Here is a 19,881-nt window from a genome sequence, read left to right as displayed (position 1 = left end):
ATCCGGCCTCGGTCCACAATCCGCTGCCGACCCCGGCCCCATGGCCGATCTCCGCGACCGGCTCACGCGTCACCCGGTGCTCCTCGCGACGGCGCTCGCCGCGCTCGCCCATCTGCTCTGGTTCTTCTTCCTGGCGAACAGCGGCGGCGACATCGCGGCCCAGGACGCCTGGGCCGAGTTCGTCGGCCGGCACCCGGATTCCGCGTACAACCTCGCCTGGTACGGCGGAATGCATCCGGTCTCGTACAGCGTCGTCTCGCCGTATCTGATGTCGCTGGTCGGTGTCCGCTCGACGATGATGATCGCCGGTACCGTCTCGGCCGCCCTGACCGCGCTGATCCTGGTCCGCGTCCGCGCAGTGCGCAATCCAGTGGCCTGCTCGCTCGCCGGGGTCTTCGCGTTTCTCTGCAACGCGCTCTCGGGACGGGTGACCTTCGGTCTCGGCATGACGTTCGCGCTCGGCGCGGTCGCCGCGGTCTTCTGCTGGCCGCACCGCTGGCGTCACAAACGCTGGGCGAAGGCGGCGGTCGCAGCCCCGCTCGCCGGGCTTGCCACCGCGTCGAGCCCGGTCGCCGGGCTCTTCCTGGGCGTCGTCGCGGCGGCGCTCTTCCTGAACAAGCGCCGCCCCGGTGCGTACGCCCTCGGCCTCGCCCCGGTCGTGGTCGTCGCGCTCTCCGCCTGGCTGTTCCCCTTCTCCGGTACACAGCCGATGTCGTTCTGGTCGACGTCGTTGCCGTTCCTCTTCGGAGTCCTCGTCCTCGTCCTCGTACCGAAGGAGTGGCGCACGGTCCGTACCGGCGCGGCCGTCTACAGCCTCGGTACCCTGCTGACCTGGGTGATCGATTCTCAGATCGGGTCGAACGTGTCCCGGCTCCCGATGCTCTTCGCGGGCGTGGTGCTGCTCGCCGCGCTGCCGTACAACGTGCCGAGCTCCCGCAAGTGGTACGCGCTGGTGATCGCCTTTTTGGGCCTGAACTTCTGGATCGGCTTCAAGGGCGTCGACGACATGGTGCGTACGGCCCCGACGGCGTCCTGGAACCGTGAGCTCGCGCCGCTGGTCAACCGGCTCCAGGGGCTCAGCGCGGAGCGTGGCCGGGTCGAGGTCGTGCCGGCCAGCAGCCACCGGGAGGCGTCCGCTCTCGCTCCGTACGTCAATCTGGCCCGCGGCTGGAACCGGCAGGCGGACATGAAGCGCAATCCGCTCTTCTACGACGACGACAAGACGCTGACCTCGGCCGGCTACCGGGCCTGGCTGGACCGCTGGGCGGTCCACTATGTGGTGCTGCCGAAGGGGTCGCCGGACTCCAGCGGTGCGAAGCAGGAGGCTGAGCTGGTGCGTGCGGGCCAGTCGTATCTGACACGGCTCTGGGGCGACGAGAACTGGCAGCTGTTCGCGGTGAAGAACCCGATGCCGCTGGCCGACCCGCCGGCCACCGTGCAACACGCGGGCGCGGGTGAGCTCACGATCCAGGTGAGGACGGCGGGCCGGGTGCTGATCCGGGTCCCGTACTCGCCGTGGCTGAGCGTCGTCGACGAGCAGGGCAAGAAGGTGGAGGGCCCGCAGGAGACGGAAGAGTCGAAGGCGCGTGCCGACGGGCCAAAGACTTTCGTCAATCCCAACGGCTGTCTGCTGAAGGCGGGGAAGGACGTGGACGGCGACGAGTGGACCGAACTCCTGGCGCCGGCGCCCGGTTTGTACCGCCTGGCGGCTCCGTACCAACTGCCGCGAGGTACCGCCTGTCCCGACGAACTCCGCTGACCCCTTACCGCCGTTAACACCTATCTCGCCCCGGTCCGCTGATGCATAGTGGACACCCTTGACATACCGCGCGGTTGGCCTAGTGGGTCAGGTGTGACATGGGTTGCGAACGATGCGGCGGCGACAACAGAGGTTCGCTGCGCGGGACGAGATGCCCCGAGTGCGCAGGAGGCGGAGTGGCTGGTTCGAGAGGCCAGGCCCCGAGTGGGACGTTTGTGGCGCGCGAGACGCTGGCAGGACGTTTCTCCCTCCTCTCCCGAACCGGAAGGATCCTGCTGGTCGGCGCAGCTGTGCTGACGGCGTTCGCCCTGGTGGTCGCGGCGGTCTCGCTGTACGGGGCCGACTCGGAACCGGCCGGGGCGGCGGACGTGCCCGGCGGTGACTCCGACTTCGGCCGCGACGGCCTCGGCGGCGCCCCGCAGCGCATCGTCCCCACGGCGCTGCCCGGCACTCCCTCCGAGTCGCCGACGGGTTCGCCGTCGCCGAGCCCCGGCGGTTCCCGCGGCGAGAAGAAGCCGAAGCCCCCGCAGAACGTCCAGCGCCCTCCGTACTCCGCCTGGGCGGGGCCCGGTTGCACCGGCGGCGGCAGCTATCAGGAGCGCGGCCGCTTCAGCGACGGCGACGACGGCTGGTACACGGTATTCACCGGCGGCCACAAGGGCGACGGTTGCGACGGCAGCTTCACCGCAGTCCCCATGTCGGGCAGTTCGACCAAGGACAGCGGGGGCACGGCGACCTGGTCCTGGTACGTGGGCAGTGGATACACGACCTGCTCGGTGTCCGTCCTCATCCCCGAGAGCGAGCGCGACCGCGATGTGGCGGGCGATCCCACGACGTACACGGTGCTGGCCGATCCTGCCGACCGGGACAGCGCGATCAAGTCCTTCGAGATCGACCAGACGTCACTGAGGGGCAGCGGCCTGATCGTGGAGAAGATCCCGGTCCGCAACCAGCAGCTCACGGTGCAGCTCGTGGACCGCGGCAAGGACTGGGGCAGCGGCGAACTCGAGGGCGCGCACCATGCGGCGGCCCAGATGAGAGCGGACTGCAGGGCCTGACGGACGAGTCGGGCCCGCAGTCGGCACTCGTCGGTATCAGCCGTGCGCGGCTGCCCGCACGGCTTCGTCGCAGATGCCGCATTTCAGCCGATCCCATCTGGGTGCGTGCCAGACGGTGGGATCGGGAGCCGTGTGCACGGCCTTCTCCATGCCGACCGCGGGCCGGCCGCACATCGTCGTGGCCTCTTCCCAGCCGGTGCCGCCCGGATCGGGCCAGTGCACGGCGTGCACGCGGATGGGCTGACGTATGTCGTGACCGCTCGGGCCGAAGTGGTTCTGTTCCTGTGCTGCGTCCTGAATCGCTGTGGCGTACTGACTCATGCGGCCGACCCTAGGCCTGAACCGGGGCCGGGGAGCCCTGAACGCGGTACCTCGTAGGTCCACTCCCCAGACGCCGGCCGTGCGGCCGCGGACACCGGCCGCGGACACCGGTCGCCGACTCGGCGCACTCGCGGACGGGAGTGTGGTGCGCTCGTGGCCTCGGGGGAAGGGGCGGTGCACCCGTCCGGGGCCATTCTGTGATCATGAGGAAGCGGAGAGTGGTGGGCGGAGCTACGGTGACGTCGACCGTTGTTGTGATCACCGGGCCGCTCCGGGCTGTTCCCGGCCGAGGGGCGGGCTGGCATGGCCGAAAAGGGTATGCCCATGCACTTCGCTTTCAGCCGCACTCGCCTCGGCCGGGCCGTCGCAGTGACGTGCGGGGTGTCGGCGCTGCTCGCTCCGTCCGCGACGGCCGGCTCCGGTGCCGCTGCGGTCGAGCCGCCCTCCCGAGGGAGCGTCACATCCCGCGGGGGCGCGGTCGTCACCGTGACCACCGCCAAGGTCGGCGCTCCCGGTAACCGTTCGGTGGGAATCATTCCGTTCAAGGACGCCGTGTACCGGTCCTGCGCCGACGCCCCCGCGACCTCGGCCGGGTGTCTGATGGTCGGCGGTGTCAGCTATCCCTACGAGATCGGACAGCTCGAAGTCACTGTCGAACAGTGGGTGGCGTTCCTGAACACGGTCGATCCCGGTGGGCGCAATCGCCTTGGTCTCTATGAGGACACCGAGAGCTCGTCGGCGTGGCCGAAGTACGGCCAGATCAACCTCACCGCCGGCGCCGCCGACGGCAGGCACTACTCGGTGGCCTATCCGGAGTGGGCGCACAAGCCGTACGGCTTCGCGAACTTCCTGGAGGCGGCACGCTTCGTCAACTCGCTCGGCAACGGTCGACTGATCTCCAAGCGGTCCGGCAGCAACGGCGGCTTCAGCTACGTCACTTACCAGGTCGAACTGTCGGCCAGGACCGAGCGAGGGATGTACGACCTTGCCCGGCCGGATGCGACCCGAACCCGTGATGCCGGCTTCGTCGTGCCGAGCCAGAACGAGTGGATCAAGGCGGCCTACTACGATCCGGGCGGCGGCACCTACTCCTACTGGAAGTACCCGACCAACGCGGGAGTCTTCGGCGACGGCGACGACAGCGCCCCCAGCCCCACCGTCCTCAACCCCACCACCGGCGATGTCACCAACGCGGCGACCCAGCCACTGGCCTCGTACCACGACACCGGACTGCCCGCACCGAGCTGGTGCCCGGCGCCGGTACTGCCCGAATCCTGTTCCACCGTCAACCCCATCGGCCTGGACCCCATCACCTACCCCGAGATCTACCAGGGCAGCCTCAGCACGGTCGGTCAGGCGAGGACCACCTCACCGTGGGGCACTCTCGACCAGGGCGGCAACGCGGTCGAGTGGACCGACACGATCACAGATGCCCCGTCCGGACGGGACTCCGGGCGGGTCTGGCGGCGATTGCACGGCGGGATCTCCAACGCGGAGGCCTTCCAGCTGTGGCTCTCTGCGGTCGGACTGCAGCCGCAGGACAACGTGTTCTACAACCACACCTATCCGTGGTTGGGCTTCCGGATCGGAGTGATCGGCGACCTCGCGTCCGGCACGTCCTGAGCGAGGTTCACGTGCGGCCGGGGCTGCCGGCAGCCACGGGAGTCCGGTCCGGGTACAGATTGTGGTGGACGGCCTTCGCCACGCCCTCGATCGTAGCCATTCCGTAGTCCCACCCCACATCCGGTGACTCGCTTTCAGGGACCCGGTTGTTCTCGGTGAGGACCACGAGGCCGTAGTCATAGGCATGGTTGGTGAACGCACTCATGCTGTTGACTTTCCAGTCTCCGCGGTCCCAGGGGTTCTTCAGACCGCTCTCGGAACGCTGAAGCCATCCGTTCTTGACCTGGACGGCAGCGTCCGGCGGGGCCCCGGCGGGCGTTCCCCACCGCTGATCCTTCTGTACGTCATGCATAAGGTCCAGGATGTAGCCGCGCTCATCGGCGTCAAGGACCGAGTTGTCATCACCGGTGAGCAGCTCGAGCAGTTTGGCCTGGTCCCTCGCCGTGACCTGAGTCAGGCCCATGAACCCTGTTTCGTCAAGGGTGGTGTTCTTCATTCCGGACCTGTCCAGGAATTTCTGGATCTTTTCGGGCCCCAGGCGGTCCCACAGGGTGTACGTCGCGTCGTTGTCCGAGTGCACGATCATCTCCCTGGCCAGGTCCCGCTCATCCTCGGACAAGTGGGTGCGTCTGGCCAGGAGCAGAGCCCCCAGTATTATCGGCTTTACTATGCTCGCGGAGTCGTAGTGCTTGTCCGCCCTGTACGTACAGGAGGTACGGGTGGTTCGGTCGTACAGCACCATCGCGGCTCGACTGTCGCGATTCTTCAGCGACTTCGCTATGTCTCGAGTCAGGGAACTTGCCAGTTCAGGGTTTTCGGACGCGCATTCAATCGGCCCGCCCTTGATCTCGATCAATCTGCCCTTGAGCCGCTGAGGCGTGTTTCCTGTTTTCCGGGCCTCATGGGGTATCAGTATCTCATTGTGTATGGCTGCTGAGGGGGCTGCCGCCGGGGCCGGGGCCGGGGCGGGGGTAAAGGGCGAGGCGGATATCGCGACGGCAGCGGAGACCGTGACGGAAACCGTTCCTGACGTCACCTTTGAAGTCATCTTGCTGAACCGCAACTCTTTCCCTTTCTGTTTTCCGGTCCGCCGGCGTGGACACCGCAGTGTGTCCGGACCCGATTTCACCCACAGCAGGGTCTGCTGAGTATCTGTTCGGCGATTCGGTGCAGCGCTTGTGGCGTGACATTACAAGCCTGGGATGAGCCTGGCCCGTCGGGGCAGCCGATAGGACTAGGCAGGCTTTTCCATGGGAGCCGATAAGGTGAAACAGGTCCTCCGAATGGGCCCTCTTCACCGGATTGTGCGATCGGCCGGGCGTCCCTTGTTCACCGAGCGGACCGGCCTGCCCCTCCCCGGCCGGCACTACGTGCCGGACTCGCCGCCCGCGTGGGCACGAGTGGTTGTCATCGGGTCGGCTCCCGCTGCTCGGTGAGCCCTCAGGACGGCTCGGGCGGCCGACTTGGGATGGTGGCTTCCGTATCAGGCGCTGGCGGATGCGCGCCGGATCGCGTCGAGCGCGCGCGCCACGTCGTCGTCGGTCGTCGACCAGTTGCTCACCGAGATCCGCATGACGCGACGGCCGTGCCAGGTGGAGCCGCTGATCCACGTCGTTCCGTCGTCGAGCAGCCGGGCGAGTACCCGCTCCGTGCGTTCGTCGTTGCCGAACTCGGCGCAGACCTGGGTGAATACCACTTCGTTGAGGACTGTCGCGCCGTCGATCCCGTCGATCCCGGCGGCGAACGCGGAGGCGTGTCGGCACAGCCGATCGACGAGGTCGGCCACACCTGACCGGCCGAGGGACCTGAGCGCGGCCCACACGGTGAAGGCCCTGCCGCGCCGGGAGAGCTCGGGGACCTTGTCGACGGGGTCGCCGTGTTCGGCCTGGATGAGGTAGTCGCCGCGCAGGCCCATCGCCGCCCGGACCGCGAACGGGTCGCGCACGATGGCGAGGCCGCAGTCGTAGGGAACGTTCAGGGTCTTGTGGGCATCCGTCGCCCAGGAGTCGGCGTATGTGTAACCCGCCGTCAGGTGCGCGTAATTCGGGGAGGCGGCCGCCCACAGTCCGAAGGCGCCGTCGATGTGCACCCATGCATCTGCCTCGCGAGCGGCACGGATCGTCTCGACGAAGGGATCGAAGGCGCCGGAGTGGATGTCTCCGGCCTGGAGGACCACGATCGTGGGACTCTGCCCGCCGGCCGCCAGGGTGTGCCGCAGCGCCTCGGGCTCGATGCGTCCCTGATCGTCCGCCTTCACCAGTTCGGGTCTGCCGAGCCCCAGATAACGCAACGCGAGGTCAATGGCCATGTGGCGGTCCTCGCCGACGATGACGTGTACAGCGGGCCCAGCTGCGAGTCCGTCGCGGGCGACGTTCCAGCCGACGCGCCGCAGCACCGCGTCGCGCCCGGCGGCGAGGCAGGTGAAGTTCGCCATCGTGGCGCCTGTGGTGAAGCCGACGGCGCTGTCGCCCGGCAGGCCGAACAGATCGAGCAACCACGCGCCGGCGATGTCTTCCGCCGCCGTGTAGGCGGGCGAGACCGCGCGCATCACGCAGTTCTGGTCCCAGGCGCTGACCAGCCAGTCTGCGGCCAGCGCGGCCGGTTCAGTGCCCCCGACGACAAACCCGTAGAAGCGGCCGCTGGGAAACGCGGTGAGGCCCGGCTCACAGGCCGTGACCAGCAGGTCGATGACGTCGGCGGGCGCGCTCGGACCGTCGGGCAGTTCGACGCCGAGCGCGCTCACGATCTCGTCGACCGAAGCGCGGGCGGGAACCGGCCGATCGGACAGGCTCGCCAGCCAGCGGACGGCATGGGCGTATGCCTGTCGGAGCGCCGTCTCGCGCGCGTCCATACCTCGGACTATGAGACAGCCGCCCCCGCCGCGCAAGCCACGACTCGCGCGGTCGCTCCCACGCCCTTGGCCACCGTGCAGCAGAAGGAATGAAGCGCGACGATGGAAGCAGGCTGATACCCGGAGGTAACGATGGCAGTCAGCAAACCCCGCTACGACTGTGACGTGACCGTCCTCGGCGGCGCTTCGCCATGACTGGCGCATCCAGCGTTCCAGGCCCCCACCACCCGCCCGGCCTCGCCGACCAGACTGTCGTGGTGATCGGCGGCAGTGCGGGTATCGGACTGGAGACCGCCCGCCAGGTACGCGCAGGCGGCGGCCGGCTGGTCCTCGTCGGCCGCAACCCCGACCGGCTGCAGCAAGCTGCCCAGGAACTCGATCCTGTGGGCACAGCGGCGTTCGACGCCACCGACACCGTACGCCTCAAGCAGTTCTTCCAGGATCTGCCCGGGCCGGTCGACCACGTGATGGTCACAGCCGGCGGCCCCGCCTACATGCCCCTGGAGGACATGGATCTCGCCGTCGCCCGCGGCCACTTCGGCGAGCGCCTTGCCATGACACTCGCGGTCGCCCTCTACAGCCGTGACAAGGTCCGAGCCGGCGGCACGCTGCTGTTCATAGGCGGAACCGGCGGTCGGCGCCCCGGTGTCGGCCTGTCCGTCGTGTCCGCCCTCACCGCGGCTCTGCCCGCCCTCACCGCCAACCTGGCGCTCGAACTGGCGCCGATCCGGGTGAACCTCATCGCCGCAGGATTCGTCGACACGCCCCTGTCGGCCTCGCTCCTGGGCGATCAACTCGATGCCCGGCGCGAGGAGCTGCGCGCCACCCTTCCCATCCGACGCGTCGTCGGCCCGGCTGACGTTGCCGCTCTGGCCGTGCACATCATGTGCAACGACGCGCTCACCGGCGGAACGTACGACATTGACGGTGGCCAGCAGCTCATCTCCCACTGAGTAGGAGGGAGCAGATCCTGCCTGGACGTGCTTGCTGAGGTGCTTGCTGACGTCGTCGGCGAGCACGGCGTGCAGATGCCGTCGGCGGCCGCGTTTCAGTTCCTCTTCGGTCTTCCCGCTTCAGTCTCCCCGCCGCGCCGCCGCCTCCTGCAGATACGCGGAGATCATGGCGACGTCGTCGGCAATGTCCAGTACGCCGTTGACGTCGGTCGTCGGGGTGGAGGCGCCGTTGACGCCGGCGTAGAAGACGTCGAAGCGCCCGTTGCCCTTGTCCAGGTATCCGGCGATCGTGATGGCGCCGACGCCCAGGCGGTTGTTGAGTGCGTCCAGCCCGACGGCGGCACCGGTCTTGGCGAACACCTTTCCGCGCGCGGGGCAGTCGCGGCAGTTGTCGGCCAGCAGGCCGTCGACGCCGAGGATGGGAAGCGAATCCCGGAATCGCTGCGCCTCGGGGGTGCGCAGCCAGTACGTCAGCATCTGCACCAGGGCCTTCGGCGTGGCCCGGTCGACGGGATTGCCGCCCCGGCCGTCCGCGAGCTGCACCTGCTTGCGGTCGACGCCCGCGTTGTCCAGGAAGTCGGCCAGGACCGGGAAGCCGTCCATGCAGTTCCGGCTGCCTGTCGTGACGGCCATCAGGCACATGCCGAGGTTGGCGCCAAGGTTGTGGCTGACCTTGAGGATGAGCTTGGCGTACTGGGCGTAGGGCGGGGATGTGTACGTGCCCACGCGTGGCCGGCCCTCGTATGAGGCGGGGAGCCGGCCGACCGGGTTGGGTCCCGTCGGGTTGGCGGTGACCTCCACCCCGGCTCGTTCGAGCGCCTCGATCAGCGCGGTGCGTCCGAAGGCCGCCGGGTCGGAGATGTCGGACACCTTCAGCGCCGGTTCGGCATCGGCCGCGATGGTGCCGGACAGCTGGATCCGGGTGCCGTTGTCGGAGGTTGTCACCTCGACGTCGGTGGGCTCCCCCGCTGCGACGGTCTTCACTGTCGACGTGACGCGGTACGGGGCGACTTTCGGCCGCCAGTCCAGCTGCGCGGGCGCGCCGGGGCGGTCGCCGGGAGTGGTGAGCAGGTCGATGAGATTGTCGTTGATGATCAGCGGGCTCGGGGTGGGGTCGAAGAGGGGCTCGGGCATGAAGAGCCGGTCGTCGACGATCACATTCCCGTCGACACGGGTGATGCCGGAGCGCCGCACCTGTTGCGCGATCAGGTCGATCCCGGCGAGTGGGTTCTCCGGGGTGAGCGTGGCGCCGGGGAAGCTGTTGGCGTACGTGTGGTCGAGGTCGGTATAGGCGACCGTGCCGTCGGGGCGGGTTCTGCCGCCCATGGTGAGGTCGCCCTGGGCGACCAGGTCGAGATTGCCCTCCAGGGTGCTCCCGCGCCGCTCGCCGACCGCGTAGACCGGCGTCCTGAAGCGGTGGTCGCCGCCGAGGGTCTTCCATGTCCCGGACACGCTGAACAGCTTGGCCGTCGACCCGGGTATGAAGAACTGCTCGGCGAACCGGCTGTGGACCACGCGCCCGCTGTCCGGATCGCGCTGGAGCAGGCCCCACTGGGCGTTGGGGTAGTCCGGCTTCCGCATGATCTCCGTAATCCGCGGGTCGAGCGGGTCGGAACCGCCGTCACCGGGTGTCGGCGCCGCCTGGGCTCCCGTACTCGAAGCCAGGGCTCCGAGCAGCAGGGCGCAGCATCCGGCGACAACGCGACGCCGAAAGGACCGTGGATTCTCTCCTCGCACCACAGCACGCCCCGTTCGTCAGGGGGTCTCCACCCCATCGGGTCAGGTATGCACCGCATGGGGCGCCGGATGTGCGCGGCGCGGACGGCCATTGCCCGATCGGCGCGGCACATTCGTCCGAAAGCCGTGTGCCGCCCAGTCGTGACAGCCGTCCCGGACTCTGGCCCGATCCTTCGTACAGACCTGCGGCCCCGGCGGTCTCGTTGCCATAGCCCCGGAGTCCACATTCTCCCCCGAAGGTCCACGCGGTGCCATATGACCGGTTTACGCCGTAGTAGGGCTGGTCCTTCTCGTCTGGCTGCTGAAAGGACTTGAACCGAGCCCAGAGGATTCGGCGGCCTACGTGAAGCCCTGCCACTCTTGCCGGTTCAGCGTTCACGGTCGCTCAAGGCCACCTGGGTAGTCCGTCGTTGATGCCAGGCCCGTGACTGTCCGCCGCTGTGCGTCGGAGTTGTCACGCAGTTGGACACTCACCGGCAGTTGGACACTCACCGATCGCTGCAACTCGGGGTGCTAGCTGTATTACCCATGCCCACAGCCTCGGCCGCGCTGGTGGCCTTCTCCTGAGGGATCGCGCCTGCTTGCGGTGCCTGTCGCACGGCCCGGTTCATCGTGGTGAGGACGGCCAGGCGAGCAGCCATGCTCCGCAGAGCCAGACCATGGGCTTGGCGCCCAACGTAGTGATCAGCACGCCGCCCGCGAGCGTGCCGATCGACAAGGCTCCCGTGGTGAGTGTCGAGACCGCGCTCGTCGCGCGCCCCCGCAGCTCATCGGGTGTGATGGCCGGCTGGTGAGTGGTCATGGCCACGGTGTAAACCGGCGCGACCAGCGACTCGGCAGCCCGTTCCACAGGGTCGTAATGCCGGAAGTAGTTGTAGTTGAGGCCGGTTTCGGGGTCCGCGTAATGGCCGGGGGAAAACCGCCCGCTCCGAAGAACTAAACTTCTCCCAACACACCGTATCCCCGAATGACTACGTGGAGAAGATGCGCTCCGGGGAGTGGGTTTGGCGACGCCCCCGGAACAGCGCTGAAGGTCATGGAAGTGGACGGCCAACTGGTGTCATACGGCAACCGAAGTCAGAAGGCGCATGAATTCCGTGCGGAACAGAAATGAACTAGGCGAGCCAGTCCCCCCGACGGGCTCCAGGAGAGGCCGCAGCACGTGCGCAACGGAAAATACAAAAAGAAATGACCGCGATCGAACGCCTATGGGAAGACTTTGAGCTCCCCATCAGAGATGCACTACACTCCGCCGACGGGCACTCCTATGATGTCGCCCTCGATCCCGACGCGCCGAGTGGTTTTGCGGTGCTCGCCCCCTTCGGCCTGGATGAGATGCTGGAAAGCGATCCGTCTTGGACATCTTCGGTTGATGGGCTTGCCGTAGTAGACCTGGGGAGGAAGGGGCTGCTGTGGGGCGGCGAGGGTTCGTACGGGTCAGAGGGGTTCATCGCACGTTTGACTGCTGATCGTGCGCTGATTTGGGCGATTTTCTTCATGGAATCCAATCCATTTGATCGGATCCAGCTGTCCAACAATGTCGCCACCTTTAGCTCAACCTCCGGGGTCGAGATTACAGTTGACATCGAAGATCCACGCACTCCAATCTCTGGACCTGTGTCGAACCGAATGGCATAGGGATCATTTCCTCCGGTAGTAGGTCAGCGCAGCGGGAGCACAAGAGGGTTGCACAGGGTGACACCGTTTCCGGCACCGACAGGCGTGCGGAAACGGTCCCCGAAGTGGAGCCCGAACCCGCCGAGGCGGAGCCCATGCTTGATCCACTCACGCCAGGCATCCGGCGCCGGCCGGGGATCCCGCGAGCCGTGATGAGTCCTGCGGCGTCCGTCGGTCGTACTGTCGAACCCGTTACCGAGGAGGACTTCTGATGCGCAGAGTGACCTATTCGATGGGCGTCTCACTTGACGGCTACATCGTCGGGCCGGACGGCGCCTTCGACTGGACGGCGCCCGACGAGGAGGTCTTTCGCTTCTGGATCGACGAGATTCGAGGGGTCGGCGTCCACCTGTTGGGACGACGGCTGTACGAGACGATGCTGTACTGGGAGACCGCCGACCAGGATCCATCGCTCGACGACTCAATGCTCGAGTGGGCCGCGCTCTGGAAGCCGCTCCCGAAGGTGGTGTTCTCGACCACGCTGTCGGCGGTGCAGGGCAATGCCCGCCTGGCCTCCGGCGGCCTGGCGGAGGAGATCGAGCGGTTGCGAGTCGAGCCGGGGGAGGGAGACATCGCGATCGGCGGCGCGACTCTCGCCGCCGAGGCGGCCGCGTCGGGTCTGATCGACGAGTACCGGGTCGTGGTCTACCCGGTGCTGGTTGGCGGTGGCATTCCGTTCTTTCCCCGGCGCGAGCGCCGGGTGGATCTCGAACTCGTCGAGACCCGCACCTTCAGCTCGAGTGTCGTCTACCTCCGCTATCGCGTGGCTCGCTAGTGGCACGTGCGTGGCACGGTCGCGATCATGCGAAAGGGCCAGTTCGAGAGGATCAAGCCGCACCCATCAGGGTGTCGGGGCCCTTGGCCTTGTGCGCGGCCACGCGGTTCGAGGACCAGCCGGGCTTCGACGGCCCGGCCCTGGGCGAGCAGCAGCATCCCGATGTTGTGCCGTAGCTCCACGGCTTCCTCGCCCACGTCGCTGTCGACGGCCCGCACGACGTTCAGCACGCCCTGGAGCGCGGCCGGCGCGTCGGTGACCTGGCCGAGTTCGGCGCGGCACCGGGCTGCCTGGGCGCGGCAGGCGCGGGCCTGCTCGCCGGTGGGTCCGGCGATGCGGGCGTACGCGTCGGCGAGGGCGTCGAACTCGGGGAGAGCGGCCCGGTAGTCGCCGCCGAGGAGGCGGATCGCTGCTCGCCGGCGGCGCAGCCTCAGGACCTGCTTGTTCTCGGAGCCGAGGGCGAGGGCCGCGGGTTCGATGACCTCGCCGAACACCTCGGCCGCCGAAGGTGTAGGGGGTTCCCTCATGCTTCGGCCGGTCCGACACGGAACGCTGATCCGGGCAACCGGCTGCCGTGGAACCGAACAGAAGGACACCTATGAGACGTCTCTCCGTAATCCGCAACGCAGGGCGCGCAGTGCTCGCGTCGGGAATCGTCGCGGCGCTGTTGTCGGGCGGCGTCGCGCATGCCACGGATGCCGAACCGGGGCCAGCAGGCACGGCACCGATCAGCAACTCCGCCAGCGGGCCGTCGATCTCCGCCGACGGCCGCTTCGTGGCTTTCACTTCGCTGGCAAGGGATCTGGTGGCTGGCGACACCAACCGAGCGGACGACGTGTTCGTCCGCGACCGGCAGACCGGCGTCATCACCAGGGTCAGCGTCGACTCCGCGGGCAACCAGGCCAACAACGTGAGCCGGAATCCGTCGATCTCCGCCGACGGCCGCTACGTCGCGTTCGAGTCCTTCGCGACGAACCTGGTGGCCGGTGACACCAACCGCTACCGCGACATTTTCGTGCACGACCTGCAGGCCGGTGAGACGACCAGGGTCAGCGTCGGCAGGCACGGCGAGCAGAGCGACAGTGAGAGTTTCCATCCGTCGATCTCCGCCGACGGCCGGTTCGTCGCGTTCGACTCTCCCGCGTCGAACCTGGTGTTCGGCGACACCAACGACATCCACGACGTCTTCGTGCGCGACCGGCAGACCGGTGAGACCACCAGGGTCAGCGTCGATTCGAACGGTCGCCAGGGCGACGACGTCAGCCAACTGCCGTCGATCTCGGCAGACGGGCGCTACGTCGCCTTCTCCTCCGGGGCGAAGACACTGTCCCTGTTCCCCGACAACAACCACGCGGACGACGTGTTCGTACACGATCAGCTGACCGGGTACACCGACCGGATCAGCGTCGGTACCGACGGCAACGAAGGCAATTCCGCCAGTCGCACGGCGACCATCTCGGCCGATGGCCGCTACGTCGCGTTCGAATCCACGGCGTCGAATCTGGTGACGGGCGACACCGGCGGTCCGATCGACACCGACATCTTCCTGTACGACCGGGTTACCCGGACGACGACGCAGGTGAACCTTGGCCCCAATGGCCTGAGCGACAGCGGAACCCCCGGCCAGGAGCGGACGACGCTATCGGCCGACGGCCGCTACATCGCGTTCGTGTCCGGCGAGGACAAGCTGGTGACCGGCGACACCAACTCACGCTGGGACGTGTTCGTGCGAGACCGGGTGACCGCCACCACGACCAGGGTCAGCGTCGCCAATGACGGCTCGCAGAGCGATGGGTACAGCTACAGCCCCTCGATTTCGGCCGACGGCCACCACGTCGCTTTCACGACCAGCGCGACGAACCTGGGCGGTGACGGCACCAGCCGGAAGTTCAACCTGTACGTACGCGACCTCGGCAACTGAGTCGTTGGCCGCCGTGGCGTCCTCAATCACGCGCCGCGGCGGCCCACACGCCGGCCAGAGCAGCACGACCGGAGACGCCGACCTTCGCGTAGACCCGGCCCAGGTGGACTTCGACGGTCTTGGGACTCAAATGCAGCCGGAGGCCGATGTCCCGGTTGGTCAGGCCGTCCGAGACCAGGTTGACGATCTCGACCTCACGGGTGGTCAAGTCGAACCGCTCGGCACCGCTTTCGGGCCGGGGGCCGCGCGCGTTCAGGCGCCGCTCCTCGCGTGCGACCTGCGGCAGGAACAGTTGCGCGTCACACCGGGTGAACAACGCGCGAGCGGACACGAGGTGCGCACGGGCCTGGTCGATCGCCCCGCTGCCGCCGAACGCCGTCGCGGCGAGCAAGTGCGCCCGCCCGGCCTCCACGGCCGCCCCGATCCGGCCGAACGTGCCGGCAGCGGCGACAGCGAGCGGTGCGGCTGCCGCCGGATCCGTTGGCAGCGTGGCGATCACGCGGGCCTGCTGTGCCATGGCGGTGCGCAGCGGAAGCTCGAGCCGACCGGCCGCGTCCTCCGCTCGGTCGGCCCATGCCGCGGCCGCGGGAACCCGGCCGGCCGCGACCTCCGCCTCCGTGAGCATCAGGTACACCAATGGCCTGGTGCGGAGGCCCACCGAGGGCAGATCGGCCCCACCGCCACTGGTGAGCAGCAGCTCGATGCAAGCGTGCGGATCACCCGAGTGCAACATCGCCTGCGCCAGCATCGCCTCGGCCTGGCCACTGCGCCAGGAACTCATGGCCGTCGCCTGGTCGTCGACGACGATGGCCTCCTTACCCAGGCGGATCGCCTCGGCCAGGTCGCCGCGCCAGGTGGTGATCCAGCACCCGAAGGTCAACGCCATGACGCGCAGCTCCTCGCTGCCGGTCAGTTCCGCCGACTCCAGGCTGTCGTCGAAGCAGCTCGTCGCCGCCGCCAGCTCGCCGAGGTAGGCATGCACCATGCCGCGGATCGCGGTCAGCAGCGCGATCTTGTGGGACTGCCTGCTCGCGCGAGCCAGTTGCAGGCCACGGCTCATGTGCCGGCTCGCCGCCGTGAGCCGGTCGGCGGAGACTTCCGACCAGCTCAGCCAGAACGCCGCATCGATGTCGCGGACCAGGTCGCTGTCGGGCAGCGCGTCCAGGAGTGCGGCCGCCTCGTCCAGCCGGTCCGCCCGCCGGTCGATGAGCGTTGCGGCCGACAACGCCGTCGCCAGCAGCATCGGATCCCCGACTTCCCGCGCGGCGGCGATCGCCTCGGCCACCCGGTCCTGTCCGTGCTCGCGCTCGACACTTTCACCGGCAATGAGCGCGACGAGCAAGACGGCCGCCGAGTGGGCGTCAACACCTTCGACGCGTTTCCACTCGCTGTGCAGCATCGCTCTGGCCTCGGTGTAGCGCCCGAGAATCTGCTCCACCGTCGCACAGGCCCGCGCTGTCTGTGCCCGGATCTGGGTGAGTTCGGCAGGCAGGAGCCGAAGCACCTCGTGCAGGGTTTCCCTGGCCTGCCGCAGGTCGCCCGTGGCGCCGAATGTGTGTGCCAGTCGGCCGAGCAGGATCAGGCGCTGCGGCGTGGCCGACTCCGAGTCGGGGAGCAACCGGATGGCCGCCCGCAGGAAGTGCCCGGCGGTCGTCGGCGTGGTGTGCATCGTCGCCTCGGCCGCCTCGGTGAGCGCCGCGACCGCCTCGAGGTCACCGCGGGCGGCGGATCGCTCCACGTGCCGGGCGAACTCGGCCGGCGGCGTGCCCCGGCTCCGGAGTGCCGACGCGGCCCGGCCGTGTGCCTGAAGCCGCCAGCCAGGACCGGCGTCCTGGTAGGCGACGCTGCGCACCAGCGGATGCCGGTACCGGAACCGGCCGGTCGCTCCGTCCAGCCGCACCAGGTCACGCTCGGCGAGCCGGTCGAGCGCGGCGAGCACGGACCCGGCGTCCATTGCCGCTGTTTCAGCGAGCGAATCAGTCTCGAAGTCGTCACCCACGACCGCGGCGGCGTGCGCGACGACCCGCTCTTGCGGGGTCAACGCGGCCAACTCGGCGGCGAGCACCGCGTGGACCGCCACCGGGATCGCCCCGTCGGGGTGGAGCGCCGCATCACCGACGGCGATACCCCGCTCACCGGCCCGCACCAGGGCTTCCAGGTAGAACGGGTTTCCGCCACTGGCCTGGTAAAGCTCTTCCCGTCGGGAACGGCCCAGCCTTTCCGGCATGAGGTGGCCGGCATCGGCTTGGCTCAGCGGCGCGAGTTCCAGCAGCTCGGCCACCCCGTCGGTCGCGGCGCGGGACAGTGTGTGCCACAGCCGCAGCGACGTCTGCCGGGGCCTGCCCGCCAATGCCAAGACCAGCCGCGCCTGGGGCGGGTGGCGCAAAAGGTGGTCGAGCAGCTCGACCGAACCCTCGTCCGCCCAGTGCAGATCGTCGAAGACGAGCACCAGCCCGGACGGCTCGGCGACCAGCTCCAGCAACGCCCGAACCGCCCGGTGCAGCCGGTACCGCTCCGCGTCGACCAGGTCGGCGGGACCGGCAGCGGGAATCGCCGGGAACACGGTCGTGAGAAGTGCGAGCTGCTGTTGCCCGAGGGCGGCGAGACGCTCCGGGCCCAGCTCGGCGAGCTGGTCGTCGAGCGCGTTGACGAACACACCGAACGGGATGTGGGACTCGAACTCCGCCGCGCGTGCGCTGCGGACCGTCCATCCTGCTGTGTCCGCGAGCTTCCCCAGCTCCGTCAGCAGCCGGCTCTTGCCGATCCCCGGTTCGCCGGTGACCGCGACGCACCAGGTGCCACCTTCGCCCGCCAGCACTGCGCGCAGGATCGCGACTTCTCGCGCCCGGCCGGGTAATCCGCCGACGGGCTCCCCTCTCGCTTCGTCAGTCATGCTGGCGTCGACTCACTTTCCGTCTGCGACCAGGCGATGGTATCGACGCTCACGCGACCTCGGCAGGCGGCCCAGCCGATCACCTCAGTCCACATCGGACAGATGACGTGCTGACCGAAGTCCGTGAATGCCACATTGACGGCGCCTATCTCCCTCAATTTGGCATTCACGACCAAAGTCGGGCGGGCATGAGCGCATTCGCGCGACGTCCGATTGCGGAGCGGGTGCGGTGAACCGAGGGCGAGACCCTGGTCCACGGCGAGCGGTGGGAGCCCGGCCCCGATCCGCGGCGTGAGCCGGCCTGGTACGACGACGGGGATCCACACGACGAGAACGATGAGCTGGTGAACGAGGAGCACGAGCAGAGCTGAGGGCCAACGCGGGCCTGGTCACAGGCGGTGGCGATATCCGGGCAGGCGATGCGCACCTCGTCGAGCTGGTCTTGTTCCACGGCTGAGCCCGTCGCGCGGCCTCATGATCCATTTCGTGCGCCTCGCGAACGGTCGGGCCGGGTGGTCGATGTCCGGGCCGCCGATCGTGTCGATGAGGCGGCGGAGGCGTTCGCGGCGACGGAGCTGGCCTGCCGCGCGGTGGATTGGGAGTTCGTTCCGGGCCGGGTCCCGGATGCGGTGCTGATGGCGAACTTGCGGTGGCTGTCGCGCTACCGCAGACGGCGGTACCTGCGCCAGGAGGTCGCCGATCGGCTGGTGGAGGTCTTCAGCGAGCCGCGGCCGTTGCGGCGAAGACCTTCGGCAGGCTGAGCATCTCAGTCGGGGCCGGGTCGAGAGGGGGCCGATGCGGGGTTGTACGCAGTGGGCCTGGACCAGGGTGCGTCGACGTCGCCGGATTCCGGCCGTAGCCCGAGCTCGCGGAGCTGGTTGACCGCCATCATGGCGGTGAACACCGGATTGGGGTTGGCGCCCCCGACTCCCAGATCCGCGATGGCTTCCGTGTAGCGGGTGAGGAACGCGCTTGGCTGAACCTGTTTGCTCTCCTCCGTCAGCCTGAGTGCGGACGCCTGCATGGCGGCGGCCTGCTCCAGCAGTCCGTCCAGGTAGGCCACCACCTCAGCGCCACGGCGCACGGCGAAGGTGTGCCCGTCGGTGAGGAGCGTGGCTTCCTTTTCCTCGAAGAGGACGGACACGGCGCCGAGCACGGTCTGGATCTTGAGCTGATCGGCGTCTGCCATCGCACCGCAGGCCCCGTTGCCCTCGTCGGACAGGTGCAGGACGCTGCAGTCGCTCAGGTGCACGATCACATGCCCGGCGCAGTGGCCATGGCTTCGCAGCACGCGGACCGCTCCGTCGGCGAAGGTCCAGCCGGTGAATCGAAGCGGGCCGATCCGGATCCGCTCCAGCGGTCGCTCCTCGTAGGTCCGGGTCGTCGCACCGAACGGCCGCATGGGCTGGCAGATCGACACCACCTTGTCGGCGAGAGCGGACGACGCGGGCAGCGACGCGAACCCGGAGATGCGGTCGAAGGATCGCACCCAGTACGACGCCGGGTCTCGCATCTGGTCCAGGTCGGGGGCGGGGACGTAGTGCTCGGCCGGTACACCCAGCTCGTCAGCCAGGTCGTTGTTGCCGACGTGGTCGGGATGCCCGTGCGTGGTCAGCACCAGTGCCCGAGACCAGGGTCCGACCCGGTCGGTCGCCGCCCGCAGTGCCGCGCGGAAGGCCGTCGTGACGCCGGTGTCGACAATCACCAGGGTGTCGCCGGCCCGGTGCACGAGGGCGTTGGCGACGTCCGGCTGATCGCGCTCGAATTGCAGTTCCTGCCCGAGGACCAGCACGGTCCGGTCGTCGATCTTGATCAGGTCACCGAGTGCGGTCATGGGTCCTCCCGCGGGCTCGTCCGGGACAGTGGTCACTGCACGCCGAACCCATCCTCGGGGTCAGCGCTTGAAGGAGTCCTTGGTCCTCTCTTTCTCGCCCCGCATCTTGCCCCGTGCTTCGAGGGCGGCGCCCTTTGCTGCGAGGGTCTCCTTGTGCACCGCGTGGGCCGCCTTCCGCACGGTCTTTCCGACGACCTGTTCGGCCTTCGCCTTGGCTTTCTCTCCGGCACTCATCTCAGTACCTCCGCGCACTCTCACTGGGCGAGTGCCCTTGAGAAGCAGGACAAAACCACCTTGCGGGGCGCCCCGATCCGGGATGCACGAGGTCCCGTGGGTCTGGGGGACACGACGGGGCCGGAACCGTGGCGGCCGGCCGCCACGGCGCGGGTGCGCCGAACGCCTTCGCCGGTTGAATGGGGTCTAGCTGCGTGTAACCCAGCCACCGGTGGTATGGGTCTCTGCTGTCTCCCTTTACCCAG

Annotated in this window: 16 protein-coding genes and 1 pseudogene; 8 read left to right on the top strand and 9 right to left on the bottom strand. The window is 68.4% G+C overall.

What is annotated here, in order from left to right; translation table 11 throughout:
- Window positions 1–40 precede the first annotated feature (40 nt).
- On the top strand, window positions 41–1,759 hold the full coding sequence (locus ACWDZ6_RS28320) for an MFS transporter (RefSeq protein ID WP_451505123.1): 1,719 nt from the start codon (window positions 41–43) through the stop codon (window positions 1,757–1,759).
- A 176-nt stretch (window positions 1,760–1,935) separates the two neighbouring features.
- Entirely contained in the window at window positions 1,936–2,817 is an 882-nt protein-coding gene (locus ACWDZ6_RS28315) for an adhesin (protein WP_451505094.1), read from the top strand.
- Window positions 2,818–2,853: 36 nt separating this feature from the next.
- Here ACWDZ6_RS28315 and ACWDZ6_RS28310 read toward each other — a convergent pair whose 3' ends face one another.
- Window positions 2,854–3,138, bottom strand: coding sequence for a hypothetical protein (locus ACWDZ6_RS28310; protein ID WP_451505093.1), 285 nt, complete (start codon window positions 3,136–3,138; stop codon window positions 2,854–2,856).
- A gap of 324 nt (window positions 3,139–3,462) precedes the next feature.
- Here ACWDZ6_RS28310 and ACWDZ6_RS28305 point away from each other — a divergent pair, with 324 nt between their 5' ends.
- A complete protein-coding gene (locus ACWDZ6_RS28305; RefSeq protein ID WP_451505092.1) occupies window positions 3,463–4,761 on the top strand; it encodes a hypothetical protein in 1,299 nt (432 codons plus the stop codon).
- Window positions 4,762–4,768: 7 nt separating this feature from the next.
- Here the strand turns inward: ACWDZ6_RS28305 and ACWDZ6_RS28300 are convergent, their stop codons facing one another.
- On the bottom strand, window positions 4,769–5,824 hold the full coding sequence (locus ACWDZ6_RS28300; RefSeq protein WP_451505091.1) for a serine hydrolase: 1,056 nt from the start codon (window positions 5,822–5,824) through the stop codon (window positions 4,769–4,771).
- A 420-nt stretch (window positions 5,825–6,244) separates the two neighbouring features.
- Window positions 6,245–7,612: a pyridoxal phosphate-dependent decarboxylase family protein gene (locus ACWDZ6_RS28295; protein WP_451505090.1), complete on the bottom strand. Its 1,368-nt coding sequence runs from the start codon at window positions 7,610–7,612 to the stop codon at window positions 6,245–6,247.
- 191 nt (window positions 7,613–7,803) lie between these two features.
- Here ACWDZ6_RS28295 and ACWDZ6_RS28290 point away from each other — a divergent pair, with 191 nt between their 5' ends.
- Entirely contained in the window at window positions 7,804–8,565 is a 762-nt protein-coding gene (locus ACWDZ6_RS28290) for an SDR family oxidoreductase (protein ID WP_451505089.1), read from the top strand.
- 120 nt (window positions 8,566–8,685) lie between these two features.
- On the opposite strand, the gene dacB is transcribed toward ACWDZ6_RS28290, so the two are convergent.
- Together dacB and ACWDZ6_RS28280 are read right to left on the bottom strand one after the other, a co-directional pair.
- Complete coding sequence (gene dacB, locus ACWDZ6_RS28285; RefSeq protein ID WP_451505122.1) at window positions 8,686–10,302, bottom strand: D-alanyl-D-alanine carboxypeptidase/D-alanyl-D-alanine endopeptidase; 1,617 nt, start codon at window positions 10,300–10,302, stop codon at window positions 8,686–8,688.
- 607 nt (window positions 10,303–10,909) lie between these two features.
- Complete coding sequence (locus ACWDZ6_RS28280; protein WP_451505088.1) at window positions 10,910–11,104, bottom strand: hypothetical protein; 195 nt, start codon at window positions 11,102–11,104, stop codon at window positions 10,910–10,912.
- 386 nt (window positions 11,105–11,490) lie between these two features.
- On the opposite strand from ACWDZ6_RS28280, the gene ACWDZ6_RS28275 reads away from it, so the two are divergent.
- Window positions 11,491–11,940 carry a hypothetical protein gene (locus tag ACWDZ6_RS28275; protein ID WP_451505087.1) on the top strand — a complete coding sequence of 150 codons (450 nt, stop codon included), beginning with the start codon at window positions 11,491–11,493 and terminating at the stop codon, window positions 11,938–11,940.
- A 250-nt stretch (window positions 11,941–12,190) separates the two neighbouring features.
- Window positions 12,191–12,754, top strand: coding sequence for a dihydrofolate reductase family protein (locus ACWDZ6_RS28270; RefSeq protein ID WP_451505086.1), 564 nt, complete (start codon window positions 12,191–12,193; stop codon window positions 12,752–12,754).
- Window positions 12,755–12,858: 104 nt separating this feature from the next.
- Here ACWDZ6_RS28270 and ACWDZ6_RS28265 read toward each other — a convergent pair.
- Window positions 12,859–13,260: pseudogene (locus ACWDZ6_RS28265) on the bottom strand (serine/threonine protein kinase); the annotation flags it as partial.
- Between the two features lie 131 nt (window positions 13,261–13,391).
- On the opposite strand from ACWDZ6_RS28265, the gene ACWDZ6_RS28260 reads away from it, so the two are divergent.
- Window positions 13,392–14,675 carry a TolB family protein gene (locus ACWDZ6_RS28260; RefSeq protein WP_451505085.1) on the top strand — a complete coding sequence of 428 codons (1,284 nt, stop codon included), beginning with the start codon at window positions 13,392–13,394 and terminating at the stop codon, window positions 14,673–14,675.
- A 22-nt stretch (window positions 14,676–14,697) separates the two neighbouring features.
- Here ACWDZ6_RS28260 and ACWDZ6_RS28255 read toward each other — a convergent pair whose 3' ends face one another.
- Window positions 14,698–17,568, bottom strand: coding sequence for an AAA family ATPase (locus tag ACWDZ6_RS28255; RefSeq protein ID WP_451505084.1), 2,871 nt, complete (start codon window positions 17,566–17,568; stop codon window positions 14,698–14,700).
- 512 nt (window positions 17,569–18,080) lie between these two features.
- Here ACWDZ6_RS28255 and ACWDZ6_RS28250 point away from each other — a divergent pair.
- Window positions 18,081–18,329, top strand: a complete 249-nt coding sequence (locus ACWDZ6_RS28250; RefSeq protein WP_451505083.1) for a hypothetical protein — start codon at window positions 18,081–18,083, stop codon at window positions 18,327–18,329.
- 5 nt (window positions 18,330–18,334) lie between these two features.
- On the opposite strand, the gene ACWDZ6_RS28245 is transcribed toward ACWDZ6_RS28250, so the two are convergent.
- Together ACWDZ6_RS28245 and ACWDZ6_RS28240 are read right to left on the bottom strand one after the other, a co-directional pair.
- The gene (locus ACWDZ6_RS28245; RefSeq protein WP_451505082.1) at window positions 18,335–19,402 is read right to left on the bottom strand and encodes an MBL fold metallo-hydrolase; all 1,068 of its coding nucleotides are present in this window, start codon (window positions 19,400–19,402) and stop codon (window positions 18,335–18,337) included.
- Between the two features lie 60 nt (window positions 19,403–19,462).
- Window positions 19,463–19,636: a hypothetical protein gene (locus ACWDZ6_RS28240; protein ID WP_326650971.1), complete on the bottom strand. Its 174-nt coding sequence runs from the start codon at window positions 19,634–19,636 to the stop codon at window positions 19,463–19,465.
- Window positions 19,637–19,881: the final 245 nt, after the last annotated feature.

The organism is Streptomyces sp. NPDC002926 (assembly GCF_053591755.1).
Note: the sequence above shows the minus strand (reverse complement) of the source record. Positions and strands in the feature narration are given on the sequence as shown.

Coding starts and splice junctions, on each gene's coding strand:
- ACWDZ6_RS28305 (WP_451505092.1), top strand. CDS start 3,463: ATGCACTTCGCTTTCAGCCGCACTCGCCTCGGCCGGGCCGTCGCAGTG.
- ACWDZ6_RS28275 (WP_451505087.1), top strand. CDS start 11,491: ATGACCGCGATCGAACGCCTATGGGAAGACTTTGAGCTCCCCATCAGA.
- ACWDZ6_RS28270 (WP_451505086.1), top strand. CDS start 12,191: ATGCGCAGAGTGACCTATTCGATGGGCGTCTCACTTGACGGCTACATC.
- ACWDZ6_RS28320 (WP_451505123.1), top strand. CDS start 41: ATGGCCGATCTCCGCGACCGGCTCACGCGTCACCCGGTGCTCCTCGCG.
- ACWDZ6_RS28245 (WP_451505082.1), bottom strand. CDS start 19,402: ATGACCGCACTCGGTGACCTGATCAAGATCGACGACCGGACCGTGCTG.
- ACWDZ6_RS28255 (WP_451505084.1), bottom strand. CDS start 17,568: ATGACTGACGAAGCGAGAGGGGAGCCCGTCGGCGGATTACCCGGCCGG.
- ACWDZ6_RS28310 (WP_451505093.1), bottom strand. CDS start 3,138: ATGAGTCAGTACGCCACAGCGATTCAGGACGCAGCACAGGAACAGAAC.
- ACWDZ6_RS28280 (WP_451505088.1), bottom strand. CDS start 11,104: ATGACCACTCACCAGCCGGCCATCACACCCGATGAGCTGCGGGGGCGC.
- ACWDZ6_RS28295 (WP_451505090.1), bottom strand. CDS start 7,612: ATGGACGCGCGCGAGACGGCGCTCCGACAGGCATACGCCCATGCCGTC.
- ACWDZ6_RS28240 (WP_326650971.1), bottom strand. CDS start 19,636: ATGAGTGCCGGAGAGAAAGCCAAGGCGAAGGCCGAACAGGTCGTCGGA.
- ACWDZ6_RS28290 (WP_451505089.1), top strand. CDS start 7,804: ATGACTGGCGCATCCAGCGTTCCAGGCCCCCACCACCCGCCCGGCCTC.